The sequence below is a fragment of the Fontisphaera persica genome (assembly GCF_024832785.1).
Lineage (GTDB): Bacteria > Verrucomicrobiota > Verrucomicrobiia > Limisphaerales > Fontisphaeraceae > Fontisphaera > Fontisphaera persica.
The window spans coordinates 2,668,678-2,683,633 of record NZ_CP116615.1 but is presented as its reverse complement, the minus strand read 5'-3'; the positions used below and the strand labels follow the sequence as shown (position 1 = coordinate 2,683,633).

10 protein-coding genes are annotated in these 14,956 nt (G+C 62.8%); 7 read left to right on the top strand and 3 right to left on the bottom strand.

Annotated features, from left to right (window positions below; all coding sequences use genetic code 11):
• From NXS98_RS10000 to NXS98_RS09980, 5 genes are all read left to right on the top strand, one after another.
• A complete protein-coding gene (locus tag NXS98_RS10000; RefSeq protein WP_283844822.1) occupies nt 1-3,483 on the top strand; it encodes a TonB-dependent receptor domain-containing protein in 3,483 nt (1,160 codons plus the stop codon).
• 201 nt (nt 3,484-3,684) lie between these two features.
• On the top strand, nt 3,685-6,825 hold the full coding sequence (locus tag NXS98_RS09995; protein WP_283844821.1) for a PSD1 and planctomycete cytochrome C domain-containing protein: 3,141 nt from the start codon (nt 3,685-3,687) through the stop codon (nt 6,823-6,825).
• Between the two features lie 28 nt (nt 6,826-6,853).
• Nucleotides 6,854-8,335 carry a DUF1501 domain-containing protein gene (locus tag NXS98_RS09990; protein WP_283844820.1) on the top strand — a complete coding sequence of 494 codons (1,482 nt, stop codon included), beginning with the start codon at nt 6,854-6,856 and terminating at the stop codon, nt 8,333-8,335.
• Between the two features lie 118 nt (nt 8,336-8,453).
• Nucleotides 8,454-10,079, top strand: coding sequence for a carbohydrate binding domain-containing protein (locus NXS98_RS09985; protein ID WP_283844819.1), 1,626 nt, complete (start codon nt 8,454-8,456; stop codon nt 10,077-10,079).
• Between the two features lie 90 nt (nt 10,080-10,169).
• Nucleotides 10,170-10,706: a Fur family transcriptional regulator gene (locus tag NXS98_RS09980; RefSeq protein ID WP_283844818.1), complete on the top strand. Its 537-nt coding sequence runs from the start codon at nt 10,170-10,172 to the stop codon at nt 10,704-10,706.
• Here NXS98_RS09980 and NXS98_RS09975 read toward each other — a convergent pair.
• The 3 genes from NXS98_RS09975 to NXS98_RS09965 all read right to left on the bottom strand — a co-directional run bounded on the left by NXS98_RS09975 (nt 10,703) and on the right by NXS98_RS09965 (nt 12,740).
• Entirely contained in the window at nt 10,703-11,386 is a 684-nt protein-coding gene (locus tag NXS98_RS09975; protein ID WP_283844817.1) for a TetR/AcrR family transcriptional regulator, read from the bottom strand. The two genes, NXS98_RS09980 and NXS98_RS09975, sit on opposite strands and share 4 nt — an antisense overlap.
• A gap of 74 nt (nt 11,387-11,460) precedes the next feature.
• On the bottom strand, nt 11,461-12,438 hold the full coding sequence (locus tag NXS98_RS09970; protein WP_283844816.1) for a GNAT family N-acetyltransferase: 978 nt from the start codon (nt 12,436-12,438) through the stop codon (nt 11,461-11,463).
• 80 nt (nt 12,439-12,518) lie between these two features.
• Nucleotides 12,519-12,740 (bottom strand): hypothetical protein, encoded by a 222-nt coding sequence (locus NXS98_RS09965; RefSeq protein ID WP_283844815.1) that lies wholly within the window; start codon nt 12,738-12,740, stop codon nt 12,519-12,521.
• Between the two features lie 124 nt (nt 12,741-12,864).
• Between NXS98_RS09965 and NXS98_RS09960 the strand changes: the two genes are divergently transcribed.
• Nucleotides 12,865-13,806, top strand: coding sequence for a DUF6807 domain-containing protein (locus NXS98_RS09960; protein WP_283844814.1), 942 nt, complete (start codon nt 12,865-12,867; stop codon nt 13,804-13,806).
• Nucleotides 13,807-13,814: 8 nt separating this feature from the next.
• On the top strand, nt 13,815-14,882 hold the full coding sequence (locus NXS98_RS09955) for an SGNH/GDSL hydrolase family protein (protein WP_283844813.1): 1,068 nt from the start codon (nt 13,815-13,817) through the stop codon (nt 14,880-14,882).
• The last annotated feature ends 74 nt before the right edge of the window (nt 14,883-14,956 follow it).

Genomic DNA, 14,956 nt, shown 5'->3' with positions numbered 1-14,956 from the left:
ATGCGCAATCTATCATGGCTGTTTCGGAGTCTGTTCCTCGCCGTCGTCGTCACCTGCGCCGGCGCCGTGCTGGCCCAGGAAGCGACCAACACCTCCGTCATCCTCACCATCGAGGGCAAAGTCGAAGTATCCCGCGCCGGGCAGGACACCTGGACCCCGGCCCAGCCCAACCAGGTCTTGAATCCCGGCGACCGCATCCGCACCGGCCGCGACAGCCGCGCCAGCCTGCGGCTGTACAACCAGAGCGTCCTCCGCCTGAGCGAGGTCACCACCATGGTCATCCAGGCGCCCCCCAACAAAAAAAGCCCCTTGCTGGACCTCAAAAATGGCTCCGTCTTCATGTTTGACCGCGGCAAACCCTCCGATTTGGAGTTTCGCGCCAAAAAGGCCTCCGGCGCCGTCCGCGGCACCGAGTTTTTCCTCTCCACTGCCGAGGAAGGCGAAACCGTCCTGGTGGCCGTGTTTGATGGTTCTGTGGACGTCAGCAATGAAGTGGGCCAGGTGGCCCTCAACTCCGGCGAACAATCCCTCATCGAGGAGGGCAAACGCCCGGAAAAAACCGCCGTCATCAATGCCGTCAACCTCATCCAGTGGTGCCTTTACTACCCTGGCGTGCTGGACCCCAAGGAGCTGCCATTGGACGGCCTGCCCGAGCTGGCGGCGTCACTGGCCGATTACCGGGCGGGCCATTTGCTCGGGGCGCTCGACAAATACCCGCCCAATCGCGAACCGGCCACCGACGCCGAGCGCGTCTATCGTGCCGGCCTGGCGCTGGCAGTCGGGCGCGTGGATGCCGCCGAGGCCCTGCTCGCCAAAGTGCCGGCAGCCAGCCCGGCCGCTCCGTTGGCCAACGCTCTGCGCACCGTCATTCAAGCCGTAAAATTCGAGGTGCGCGCCGCCCCCGCCGCGCCGCCCGCCACGGCTTCCGAGTGGATGGCGGAATCGTATTATTATCAGTCCCGCTCCCAGTTGCCCTCCGCGCTTAACGCGGCCCGGCAGGCCGCCCGGCTCTCGCCGGAATTTGGCTTTGCCGTGGCGCGCGTCGCCGAGCTGGAATTCAGCTTTGGCCGCATTGCCGCGATGGAGACCCAACTGGACCGCGCCCTGGCCCTTTCCCCGCGCAACGCCCAGGCGCACGTGCTCCGCGGTTTTGCCCATGCGGCGCGCGGGCGCATCCCGCAGGCCCAAGTCTGTTTCGAGCAGGCCATCGCTTTGGACGGCGCCTTGGGCAACGCCTGGCTGGGCCGCGGCTTGTGCCGCATCCGCCAGGGACAGACGGCGGCGGGGCTGGAAGATTTGCAAACCGCCGCCGCCCTCGAGCCGCAACGCTCGCTGCTGCGCAGTTATCTGGGCAAGGCCTACAGCCACGGACGCGATACCCGCCAGGCGGCGCATGAATTGACCCTCGCCCGCAAACTGGATGCCGGCGACCCCACCCCCGTCTTTTATCGCGCGCTCCTCAACCGGCAGGAAAACAAGCTCAACGCCGCCGTGCGTGATTTGGAGGAATCCATCCGCCTTAATGACAATCGCAGCGTCTATCGCTCGCGCCTGCTCCTGGACCAGGACCGCGCCGTCCGCAGCGCCAACCTCGCCGGCATTTACCAGGACGCCGGCCTGACCGAAGTGGCCCTGCGCGAGGCCTTCAAGGCGGTGTACAGCGACTACGGCAACTACTCGGCCCACCTCTTTCTCGCCAACAGTTATGATGCCTTGCGCGACCCGCGCGGCACCGTCTTGCGCTACGAAACGCCCTGGCTCAGCGAGTACCTGCTCGCCAACCTCCTTTCCCCCGCCAATGCCGGCGTGCTTTCCCAGCAAATCAGCCAGAATGAATACTCCCGGCTCTTCGACCGCGACCGCGTGGGCTTCGTCAGCCTCACCGAATACGCCAGCAACGGCGACTGGCTCCAGGGCGCGGCCCAATATGGCGTCATCGGCGGCACCGCCTGGAGCCTGGAAACACTTTACCGCGCCGAAAACGGTTATGGCGCGCCCAATCGCGATTTGGAGCATCTCACCGTCTCGCTCAAGGTGAAGCAGCAAATCACCCAGCAGGACGGCCTTTATTTCCAGGCCGTTTATTTTGACGGCGCCATGGGGGACGTCTCGCAACGTTACGACCCCTTCACCACCCATCGCACCTTCCGCCTCAAGGACAATCAGGAGCCGTTGCTCATGGCGGGCTACCACCGCGAATGGAGCCCCGGCAACCACACCTTGTTGCTCGTGACGCGCCTGCACGACCACCTGCGCGTCAGCAACCCCGCCCAGCGCACCATGATTCTGGATTATTCCTTTGCCCCGCTGGCCGGCGTCATTCCCGTGGGCTTCGTCCAGGAACTGGATGAACGCTCGGAAATCTACACCGCCGAGCTCCAGCAAATCCTCCAGCGCGAACGCCACAACACCATCTTCGGCGGGCGCCTCCAGGTGGGCGAATTCGACGTCACCAGCCGCCAGCGCAATCCCACCGTCTTTCCCGGCTTCTTCACCCCCGGCTTTGCCGCCAATCAATCGGTGTCCGTGGACCTGAACCGCTTCGGCGCCTACGCCTACCACTCCTGGGAAATTGCCCGGCCGCTCACGCTCATCGGCGGCATTGCCTACGACCATTTCCAGTACCCCGTCAACCTCCGCCTCTCGCCCATCTCCGCGCGCACCGAATCCGTGGACCGCATCTCCCCCAAGGCCGGCTTCATCCTCACCCCTTACCCGGGAGCCACCCTGCGCGGCGGTTACGCGCGCTACCTCGGCGGCCTCGGTTTCGAGCAAAGTTTCGTCCTTGAGCCAACCCAGATGGCCGGCTTCAACCAGGCCCTCCGCAACCTCGTCCCGGACGCCCTGTTCGGCCCTACCCCCGCCTCCCGCGGCGAAATCTTCGGCCTGGCCTTTGAGCAGAAACTGCCCACGCAAACCTACCTGGGCGCCAGCGGCGAAATCCTTTTTTCCGACGTCAACCGCGAGCTGGGGGTCTTCGCTTTCCGCGGCCTGCCGCCCTTCCGGCCGGAGACCACGCGCGAGCAATACGATTTCCGCGAACGCACCCTGCGCCTCTATGTAAATCAGCTCCTGGGCGAGGAATGGGGCCTGGGCGCCCAGTACCGCCTCAGTCACGCCGACGTGCAACAACGCATCCCGGTCATTCCTGAAACCATGAGCCCCCTGGCCGCCGCGCACACGCGCGGCCTGCTGCATCAGCTCAACCTCTTCGTCGCCTTCAACCATCGCTGCGGTTTCTTCTCGCGCCTGGAGGGCATCTGGACCCAGCAGCACAATCAGGGCTTCAACCCGGACCGCCCAGGCGATGATTTCTGGCATTTCAACGCCTTTGCCGGGTACCGCCTCAAACGCGGACGGGCCGAAATCAAGCTCGGGGTCCTCAACCTCACCGACCAGGATTACCGCCTGAACCCGGTGAACACCTACCTCGAATTGCCCCGCGAGCGCACTTTCTTTGCCTCCCTCTTCTGGAGATTTTAGCCAGGCGTTACCCCCTTTCGCTGCGGCGGGTCCGTCCTTTTTCCGGTGAGCCCAGACCCTGCCTGCCTTGCCCACGGTCAAAGGTCAGTTCAGGACGGCGGAACGCCGGACGAATGGCGCCGGTTAAAAGGCACCGGGTAAAATTTGCGCTTGCCAACAATGTGGCTAACTTATACCAAACATTAGCAGCTCTCGAAAACCATGCGGCGGGCGTCCATTTTCATTGCGGGGGGCGCGGCGGTGGTGTGTGTCTTGGCTTGCCCTCTCGGGGGCGCGACGCCAGCACGCCATAACACCACCGTCACCATCCATTACAACCGCGATGTGCGGCCCATTCTCTCCGATAACTGCTTTCACTGCCATGGCCCGGACGAAAAAGACCGCAAGGCGGACCTCCGGCTGGACACCCGCGAAGGCGCCACGGCTCCCCGCGACGGCGCCCCGGCCGTGGTGCCGGGACATCCCGAAAAAAGTCTGCTCTGGCAGCGCATCACCACCACCGACCCCGATGACCTGATGCCGCCGCCCTCCTCCCACAAAAAGCTCACGCCGGAACAAAAGGAAATCCTGCGCGCCTGGATTGGAGCCGGAGCGCCGTACCAGCCCCACTGGGCTTTTGTGACGCCCACGCGCCCCCCGCTGCCCGAAGTCAAGCAACGCTCCTGGGTGCGCACACCGGTGGACCGCTTCATTCTGGCCGGCTTGGAGGCGCGCAAACTCAAACCGTCGCCCGAAGCCCCCCGCGAAACCCTGGTCCGCCGCGTCAAACTGGACCTGACCGGCCTGCCGCCCACCCCGGAGGAAGTGGAGGCGTTTGTGAAGGACAAGCGCCCCGACGCCTACGAACGCATGCTTGACCGTTTCATGGCGCAGCCGGCTTATGGCGAGCATCAGGCCCGCTACTGGCTCGACGCCGTGCGCTATGGTGACACCCACGGCCTGCATCTGGACAACGAACGCAGCCACTGGCCCTACCGCGACTGGGTGGTCAAAGCCTTCAATGAAAACAAACCCTTTGACCTGTTCACCATCGAACAAATTGCCGGTGACCTCCTGCCCAATCCCACCCGGGACCAACGGGTGGCCTCAGGCTACAATCGCTGCAACGTCACCACCAGCGAGGGCGGCGCCATTGACGAGGAATTCTATGTGCGTTACGCCGTGGACCGCACGGAAACCACCGCCACGGTGTGGATGGGCCTGACCCTGGGCTGCGCCGTGTGCCATGACCACAAATACGACCCCATCTCTCAAAAGGAGTTTTACCGCCTCTACGCCTTCTTCAACAATGCCGCCGACGCAGCCATGGACGGCAATGCCCTGTTGCCTCCGCCTTCGCTGAAGCTCCCCACGCCCGAGCAGGAAAAGCAGTTGGCCGATTACAATGCCCGCATTGCCGCGCTCGAACAGCGCATCCGCCAGACCGCCGCCGGCATGAATTACACCGACCCCGCCACCCTGACCAACGCCCCCAAGGCCGCGCCGGTCATCACCGTGTGGGTGGACGACGATTTCCCCACCGGTGCCAAACCCCAGTTCAACGGCGGCACGCCCCCCACGCAATGGATTGAAAGCAAGGACGGCCCCGTGCACCGCGGCAAACGCGCCCTTAAACGCACCGCCAGCGGACTGGCCCAGGACTTTTTCAACACCACCAACGCCCTGACCGTGGGGCCGGCCGCCCGATTTTTTGCCCATGTTTATTTGGACCCCGCCAGCCCGCCCAAGGCCATCATGCTGCAATTTCACTCCAACGGCTGGGAACACCGCGCCAACTGGGGTGACCCCCAGGCCATCTCCTATGGGGCTGGCAATTCAAAGGCGCGTACGGAAATGGGTCCGCTCCCCCCCGCGGGACAATGGATGCGCTTGGAGGTGGAGGCCGCCCAGGTGGGTTTGAAGGCAGGCGACAAAGTCACCGGTTTTGCCTTCACCCAATTCGACGGCACGGTCTATTGGGACGAGGCCGGCCTCCAAAGCACGCCAGACCCCGCCAATGACCCCGCCCATTCCTTCCTGGCCTGGCTCAAGGAAATGCGCGCCCTGGGCGACAAGACAAAACTGCCCGCCCCTCTGGCGGAGTGGGTGAAGCAGCCGCTCGAAAAACTCAAACCAGAGCAGCTTCAGCAACTGCGCGAGCATTACCTGGCGCAGGTTCATCAACCCTCCCGCGCCGTTTTCGAGCCGCTTTTCAAAGAATTAAACCCGCTCAAGGAAGCCAGGCAAAAACTGGATGAATCCATCCCCTCCACCCTCGTCATGCGCGAGCGCGAAGGCGCCCAGCGGCGCAAGGCCCAGGTGTTGAAGCGCGGCCAGTATGACCAGCCAGGCGAGGAGGTCACCCCGGGCGTGCCGGCCTTCCTGCCGCCCTTGCCGCCTTCGGCCACCACCAACCGGCTGGATTTGGCGCGCTGGCTGGTCTCGCCGCAACACCCCTTGACCGCCCGCGTCATCGTCAACCGCTTATGGCAGCAATTTTTCGGGGTGGGCATCGTCAAAACCGCCAACGATTTTGGCATGCAAAGCGATTGGCCGTCCCATCCCGAATTGCTCGACTGGCTGGCCACGGAATTCATCGCCATGGGCTGGGACATCCAGCGCTTCCAAAAAATGCTCCTACTGTCTGCCACCTACCGGCAGGACTCCCGAGTCACCCCGAAATTGCTCGAACTCGACCCGGAAAACCGCCTCTTGGCCCGCGGCCCGCGCTTTCGGCTGGACGGCGAGGTCATCCGCGACAGCGCCCTGTTTGTCAGCGGCCTCCTGAATCCCAAAATGGGCGGGCGCGGCGTGCGTCCTTATCAGCCGCCGGGCATCTGGGAGGCGGTGGGTTACACCACCAGCAACACCGCCAAATACACCCAGGACCACGGCGAAGCCCTGTACCGCCGCAGCCTTTATGTTTTCTGGAAACGCACCGCGCCGCCGCCCATTTTCACCACCTTCGACGCGCCCTCGCGCGAATCCTCCTGTACGCGTCGCGAGCGCTCCAACACCCCCCTGCAGGCCCTCCTCCTGATGAATGACATTCCGTATGTCGAATGTGCCCGCCAGCTCGCCACGCGCATGCTCCGCGAGGCCGGCAGCCAGCCCCCGCAACGCCTTGCCTACGGCTTCCGCCTCGTGACCGGGCGCTCGCCCAATGCCACCGAATTGAACATCCTCCGCCAATCCCTGGAGGCTCACCTGGCCCGCTACCGCGCCAATGCCGAGGCCGCGCGGCAACTGGTCAAGGTGGGGGAATGGCCGGTGGACGAGTCCCTCGACGTGACCGAGCTGGCCGCCTACACGCTGGTGGCCAATCTCTTGTTGAACCTGGACGAAGCCGTAACCAAAAACTGATGCGCTGCAACCTGCACCCTTAATCCTCATGCATCCGCTGGACGAATTCATCACCCTGCAAAACCGCCGCCATTTCTTCAAAAACGCCGGCCTGGCGGTGGGACGCATCGCCCTGGCTGGCCTCCTCTTTCCTGAAGTCCTCAAGGCCGCCGTCAGCGCCGGACCCAAAACCGCCGCGCATCCCCACCCCCCCTTGCCGGGTTTGCCGCACTTTGCCCCCAAGGCCAAACGCATTATTTACCTCTTCATGAACGGCGCGCCCTCGCAGATTGATTTGCTCGATTACAAACCCAAACTTGCCGAGCTGTTTGACAAGGACATCCCCCCCTCCGTGCGCGGCAACCAGCGGCTTACCACCATGACCTCCGGCCAGTCGCGTTTCCCCATCGCGCCCTCCATCTACAAGTTCAAGCAGTACGGCAAAAGCGGGGCATGGTTTAGTGAATTGTTGCAACACACCGCCACCGTGGCCGATGAACTGGCCATCATCAAAACCGTCCACACCGAGGCCATCAACCATGACCCGGCGGTGACCTACATCCAGACCGGCAGCCAGATTCCCGGCCGGCCCAGCCTCGGCTCCTGGCTGGCCTATGGCCTGGGCAGCGAGTGCGACAACCTCCCCGCCTTTGTTGTCATGACGCCCCGCTGGTCCGCCAAGCGCGATGCGCAGGCGCTTTACCAGCGGTTGTGGGGCAGCGGTTTCCTCCCCTCCAAATACCAGGGCGTGGCCCTGCGCGCCAAGGGCGACCCCGTCCTGTTTCTGAAAAATCCGCCCGGCGTGGACGTAGAAGCCCGGCGGGATATGCTCCAGGCTTTGAACCGGATGAACGAACAGCAGTTTTTGCGTTACGGTGACCCGGAAATCCAAACCCGCATTGCCCAGTACGAAATGGCCTTCCGCATGCAGGCGTCCGTCCCGGAATTAACCGACATTTCCAACGAGCCGCCCTCCGTCCTGAAACTCTACGGCCCGGAGGTCACCGAGCCGGGCACCTTCGCCCACAGCGCCTTGCTGGCCCGGCGGCTGGCCGAGCGCGGCGTGCGGGTCATTCAGATTTTCCACCGCGAGTGGGACCATCACGGCGATTTGCCTCGCGACCTGCCCCTGCAATGTCGTGATGTGGACCACGCCTGCGCCGGACTGATTCAGGATTTGAAACAGCGCGGCATGTTGGAGGATACCCTCGTGGTCTGGGGCGGCGAGTTTGGCCGCACCGTTTATTGCCAGGGGCCGCTCTCGCGAGACAACTACGGCCGCGACCATCATCCGCGCAATTTCTGTGTCTGGCTGGCGGGCGGCGGCGTCAAGCCGGGCATCACCTATGGCGAAACAGATGACTTCAGTTACAACATCGTGGACAAACCTGTGCACATCCGGGATTTGAATGCCACCATCCTCCACTGCATGGGGATTGACCACGAACGCCTCACCTACCGCTTTCAGGGCTTGGACCAGCGCCTCACGGGCGTCGAGCCGTCCAAGGTCATCAAGGATATCCTGATCTGAAATCGCCCGTGCCCCCGCCCCCAGTCCGGCAAAGCCGGGACAATTTTGCCTGACACGCGCCTGCGCCTGGCTTAGTCTGCTCTCTATGAAGCCTCGACTTTGCGCGCTGTCATTTCTTGTGGCGGCACTTCTGCCTGTTCACAGTGCCACTTATACGGACCGTTTTGTTTGGGTGTTCGGCTGGGGACTGGGCCGGGATGCCGACGTGGAGGAAGTCACGCGGGTGTTGGAGACCGCCGGGCGCAGCGGTTTCAACGGCGCAATGTTTTCCTTCGGCCTGGACACCCTTTGCAAGCGCAATGACGATTACTTCCGCCGCCTGGAAGCCGTCAAAGCCGCCTGCGCCAAAAACCACCTGGAATTCATCCCCGCGGTGTTTTCCGTGGGCTACGGCGGCGGCTTCTTGTCCCATGACCGGCATTTGGCCGAGGGCCTGTGGGTGGAGAACGCCGCGTTTCAAGTCAAGGGCGGCGAGGCGCGGCACGAGCCCGCGCCGGTCACGCTCAACAATCCGGGGTTTGAGGAATTTACCGGCCAGCGCGTGCGCGGATTCAATTTCCATGACCAGCCCGGCGAGGTGAGTTTCGTGGACTCTGCCGTCCGACACGGCGGCCAGGCCTCGCTCCGCATGGAAAACTTCCGCTCCAATCCCCACGGCCACGGCCGCGTCATGCAGGAAATCCGCGTCCAGCCGCGGCGCTGTTACCGCGTTAGCGTCTGGGTCAAAACCGAAAACCTCCAACCCGCCAGCGCCCTGCGCGTGCAGGTACTGGCCGGCAATCGCAGCCTGTCCCCCCGGGAGTTCAATCTGCCCGCCACCACGGATTGGCGGCGGCTCTCCCTGGTCTTCAACAGCCTCACCAACACCCTGGTGCGCCTCTACGTCGGCGTGTGGGGTGGCCGTGACGGACGCTTCTGGACCGATGACTGGTCAGTGGAGGAAATTGGCCCCCTGAATGTCCTCCGGCGCCCGGGCACGCCCGTCACCGTCCGCAGCGATGATTTGCAGGTCACCTATGAGGAGGGCAGGGACTACGCGCCTTTAACCGACCCCCAATTCAATTTTTACCAGATTGACCGGACCTCGCCCCCACTGAAGCTGCTGCCCGGCTCACGCATCAAGGAGGGACAACGCCTGCGCGTGAGCTGGTACCATCCCATGGTCATCCACGAGTCGCAGGTCACCGTCTGCATGGCCGAGCCGGCCCTCGACGACATCCTGGACCACGAAGCCCGCCTGCTTGCGGAGAAAGTGCGTCCCCGCAAAATCATGTTGAACATGGACGAAGTCCGCATGGGCGGCACCTGCGCGGCCTGCCGCGGCAAGGACATGGCGAAGCTGCTGGGCGAATGTATCACCCGCCAGACCCAGACCCTGCGCAAACACAACCCCGGCGCCCAGGTCTATGTGTGGTCCGACATGCTGGACCCGCACCACAATGCCCACGGTGATTATTACCTGGTGGAGGGGGACTTCACCGGCTCCTGGAATCATGTGCCCAAGGATTTGGTCATCGCCGTCTGGGGCGGCGACCCCCGGCCCAAGAGCCTCGAGTTTTTTGCCAGCCAGGGCTTCTCGACGTTGATTGCCTGTTACTACGACGCCGACAACCTCCAATCCACCCGTGGCTGGCTGGAACTGGCCAAAAAACTCCGCAACGTGCGCGGCTTCATGTACACTCCCTGGACCAAAAAGTACGGTTTGCTGCCAGAATTCGGCGCTCTGTTGCAGACGCCGCCCTGAGGAGCGTTGCGCGCGGCGGCGCCGCTGGAGCAGCGCCACGCCCATGCTTCAGGGTTGAAGCCTGCGCGGTTTAAGGTACATTGAAAAGGTATGTTGAGCGCCCGGCGGCAAGCGGCCAAAGAACGCTTCCTGGAGTTTCTCGCGCGCCAAAAATTGCGGCTGACCAGCCCGCGGCGCGCCATTATTGATTGCGTGTTCAACACCACCGAGCATTTCACCGCCGACCAGCTCCTGGCCTGGGCGCGTGCCGTGGACCCCACCGTCTCCCGCGCCACCGTGTACCGCACGCTGCCCCTCCTCACCGCCAGCGGCCTCGTGCGCGAAATGGATTTCGGGCGCGGGCAGAAGTACTACGACCCCAATTACGCCGAACATCCCGAGCACAACCACATCATCTGCGTGGACTGCAATAAAATCTTCGAGTTTGAGGACGAGCAGCTCCTCCAGCGCGAGGATGAAATCAGCTTCAAGATGGGTTTCAAGCCCCAGGCCCGCCGCCTCCAGCTCACCGCCTCCTGCGAAGAGCTCCGCCAGCGCGGCATCTGCAAAAACAAGGACGACGAGGAGCACGAACACGACCACGCGCCCCCGTCTCCGCGCCGCCGCTCTTCCCGCAGGCGCGGCTAACGGGCTTTTTGGGCCGCTCGGGCGGACCGGCCCCCTCGCTGGCGCTGGGTTTTTGCCTGGGCGGGGGCGGGGCGGGGGGCTGATTTGGCCGCGCCCGGCAGCCCGCTCAAGAACAGCCGGCTGATGAACTCGGCGCGTTCACGAGTGAGGGCGTGGTCCGGATTGGCCAGGTGCGCCAGCACGTGAAACCCCATCATGCCATAAATGGCGAGGCTGATTTCCATGATGTCATGGGCCGCCGGGATTTCTCCGCGCTGCTGCGCCTCCCGCAACAACTGCACCACGTAATTGAAATTGCGCTGGGCCCGCGCCAGGCAATGCGCCGGATTGGGCACCTCCCGCGGCGCGGCGAACATGGTGGCAAAACCAATGCGCATCAAATCCCGGTTGCGCCGCGCAAACTCAAACTGGGCATGAATGAGGGCGGTGAGCTGGGCCTCCAGGGATTCCCCCTGCCGCGCCGATTCCTGCAGCAGCCGCAGCCGCTCATCATAGGCCAGGTCAATCAGCGCGTGGTACAATCCGGCTTTGTTGCCAAAGTAATAATACAACGTGGGCTTGGTGACCTTGGCCTCGTCCACGATTTCCTGCACGGAGGCCCCGGCATAACCCCGCTCCGCAAATTGCTTGAGCGCGGCGCGCAATAATCGTTCCCGGGCCGAAGCGTCATGTGCCTTCATGTGCCCCCGCAGCTTAGGCGTCTCCCCCGCGCCTGTCAAACGGTCGAGTTCTCCCCCGCCATGAACCGGTCATGTCAACCATGCCCAAATCTTGTTGGCTCCAGTAAAGGCTTTTGCATCAACCAGTATTCTTCCGTGGCCAGTTTGATGGGCTGGTCGGCTTTCAGACGGTAGCCAAACCCCTCATAAAATGGGCGCTTCTGCGCAATGGCGTGCAGTTGTATGGTCAGGCAGTTGAGCTGACGCGCCATGGTGTCGGCGAAACGCATCATGATGGCCCCAAGATTTTTGCCTTGATGCTGCCGGTCCACGGCTAATTCATCAATCGAGAGGGACGTTTCACCAGCCTGGCTTAGAGTGACGTAACCCAATATCGTCCTGCCCTCCTCCAACACGTAAGTGCAGCGGTCTCCTTGAGCCGCCTGCATGTCAAAGAAGCGGTCGCTCCAGGTTACCCGGTCAAGGGAATCCACCCCTGAACAGACCAGCGGATGCGACAGATGGTTTTCTGACAAGGCTCGCAGATGAATGCTCAGGACTGGTTTCTTTTTCGAGATTGGTCGCTTTCCCGCATCCAGGCGGTTATTGGGGATGACATCGAGCAGGAAAAAGGCGCGGTCCGTATCAGCAATGGACACGCCCCAGAGGGTGGGGACGAATCGGCTGCTGCGCTTGAGCACCAGCGCATAAGAGCAAACCGACCGGGCGCCATGATTCAAGAGCTGCTCCACACATCGAATCATGGTTTGTCCTGTATGAATGGCGCCATCAAACAGCAAAACATCCCTGCCTGCAATATCCGCATCCGGCTCTCCGTGCAGGAAACGCACCTGTGGGCTCGCCTCACAGGTTTCCACCGGCAGCACCAGGACGTTGTCCAGGAAAGCCGGCTGTTGTTCACGGCAGGTTTCCATCAATGCGTCTAATAACGCATTGCCAGAGCGGGTGAGCGGGCACCACAGGGTTGGCGGTGAGTCAAATTGGGAGAGACGCTCGACCAAATCTCGTAAATAAGCCAGAACCTCCTCACGGCCCAGATAATAGGTCACCATGAAAAATAAGCCCCTTCTACCTTGAAAGGATCACCTTTGCCAATCACAGCGAAGAACCCTCGCTGCGCCCCTGGCCAGAATCATCCGCGGCCAACCCGGCCACAAATCAATGGATGTTGTTCCACCCCGGCGCCAAGTTTTTCGTAATAACAATCGCTGCAAGCTTCACCTTCAGGGGTTTTCCGTTTGCCCGTAATGGTTTCTTGCAGCAACACATTACAGTAGCAACATCGTTGCTCATCACTCCCCACCAATGACAACCCTTTGCCCTCAGCCATCAGATTTTTAAGTGGAATGGCCATAAAGCATAACTTCTCCGTCCAAACTAAATACAATACCTGGCCTCGGGCCTTGTCAAACAGAATCACCCTGAAAGCCGCGATGGACATCATTGCATCAACTGCGCGACAGGGATAATCTCTGTCTATGCGCGCACGAACCCTTGTCCTGTTCGCCTTGGGGCTGGCCGCGGCGGCGGCTTCCCTCAAGGCGGCCCATGCGTGGAAAACTGCTCCCGGCCAACTGGCCTTGGAGCACGATGGCCAGACCCTCTGGCAGTTCCTTTATCGCGAGCAGGAAACCAAACCCTGCTTTCATCCGCTGGCCCTGCCCGGCGGCCCGGCCTTGACCTGGCACCGGCCCGCGGACCATCGCTGGCATTGCGCGCTATGGTTCTCCTGGAAATACCTGAACAAAGTCAATTATTGGGAGGAAGACGCCAAAACCGGCCTCCCCGCCGGCCGCACCGAATGGTCCGCGCCCCAAATCGAAACACGCCCGGATTTTTCCGCGCGCCTGCAAATGGAGCTGACTTATCGCCCGGCCCAGGGCGCGCCGGTGCTGCGTGAACAACGCACCATCGCCATCGCTCCACCGGCGGCCGACGGCACCCAGCAACAAGATTGGACCTGCACCTTCACCGCCCTCGCGCCGGAAGTGCTGCTGGACCGCACCCCGCCCCCGCCCGGTCCCGATGGCCGCGGCCCCGGCGGCTATGCCGGCCTTTCCGTGCGGCTGGTGCGTGAGTTTGAAGACGTGCAAGTCTGCACCTCCACCGGCGCCGTCTCCCTCGCCACCGGACGCTTCCGCGGCCAGGCCCTCGCCGTGGATTACTCCGGCAAGGTGGGGGACAAGGTATGTGGCTTTGCTTTCCTTGATCATCCGCAAAACCTCCATTCGCCTTCCCCGTGGTACGTCATCAACGACGGCCCCATGCGTTTTGTGAACGCGGCCGTCCTCTGTTTTGAACCGCACACCCTCAAGCAGGGCGAGTCCTTCACCTTGCGCTATCGCGTGATTCTCCATCCAGGGCGCTGGACGCCGGAACGATTGCAACAGGAGACCGCGCGTTTCCATCGCCAGCCTTGATTTGAGGCATGCCGGCATCGCGCGCTGCAACCTCACCCCCGCCTGCCCGCCGCCTCCGTCGGCGCCGCCTGGCCTTGCTCATCTTCCTGCCGCTCACCTTGCTCCTCCTCCTGGGGTTGCTCGAAGGACTGGCGCGCGCCCTGGGCCATCGCCCCTTCGTGCCGGCCACGCTCCACGTGCGCGTGGAGCCGGGCGGGCGTCTCTTTCAGCCCCATCCCCAACTGGGTTATACCCACCTGCCTGGAGCCTTCACCGTCACCTTGCCCGATGGCTACACCTTCCGCATGACCCATGACACCAACACCTTGCGCCTCACCCATCCTTCGTCCAGCCTGCGCGCGGCGCGTCCCGGCTTGTGGGTGATGGGATGCTCCTTTGTGCATGGCTGGTCCTTGAATGATGAGGAAACCATGCCGTGGCAGTTGCAAACCCTGCTGCCGGAGTACGAGGTGTTTAATTTCGGGGTGAATGGTTACGGCACCCTCCATGCCTGGTTGCAGTATCAGGAGTTTCGTCGGCAGTTGCCCAAGCCCCGCGTGGTGGTGGTGGATTACGCCTATTTCCATGACGAACGCAATGTGCTCACCCGCGCCCGCCGCAAGGCCGTGGCCCCCTACAACCGGCTGGGCCCCATTCACCAACCCTGGGCGCGGCTCGACCAACACGGATGCGTGGAAGTCCAGCACACCCCGTTGGATTATGTGCCCTGGCCCGGGCAGCAGACCTTTGCCTTGGTGAACTGGCTGGAGCAGGGCTACTGCGCCCTCGAAACCCGCTGGAGCCGCGGCCAGGCGGTCAGCCTGGCCGTGTTGCAGCAATTTGCCCGCCAATGCCGGGAGGAGGGCATCTTCTTTGTGGTGGCGGGCATTACCCGCGGCAAAGACACCGCCCGCGTCCTTCAGAACTGCGCCGAACGGGGCATCGCCACGGTGGACATCTCCGTGAGCCTCTCCGAGCCGGGCAGCCGCAACCTCCCGCACGATGACCACCCCAGCGCTCGCTCCCAGGCCGAGTACGCCCGCAAACTCGCCGCCTTTTTGCGCGCGCAAAAGCTCAACCTTCCTTCCGGCAAATAAAAACGCCTGATGCATCCCTTTAAGAAAAAAACTCCTGTTCCGTCGGCGGCGCATCCTGTTACCTCTCCTGACAG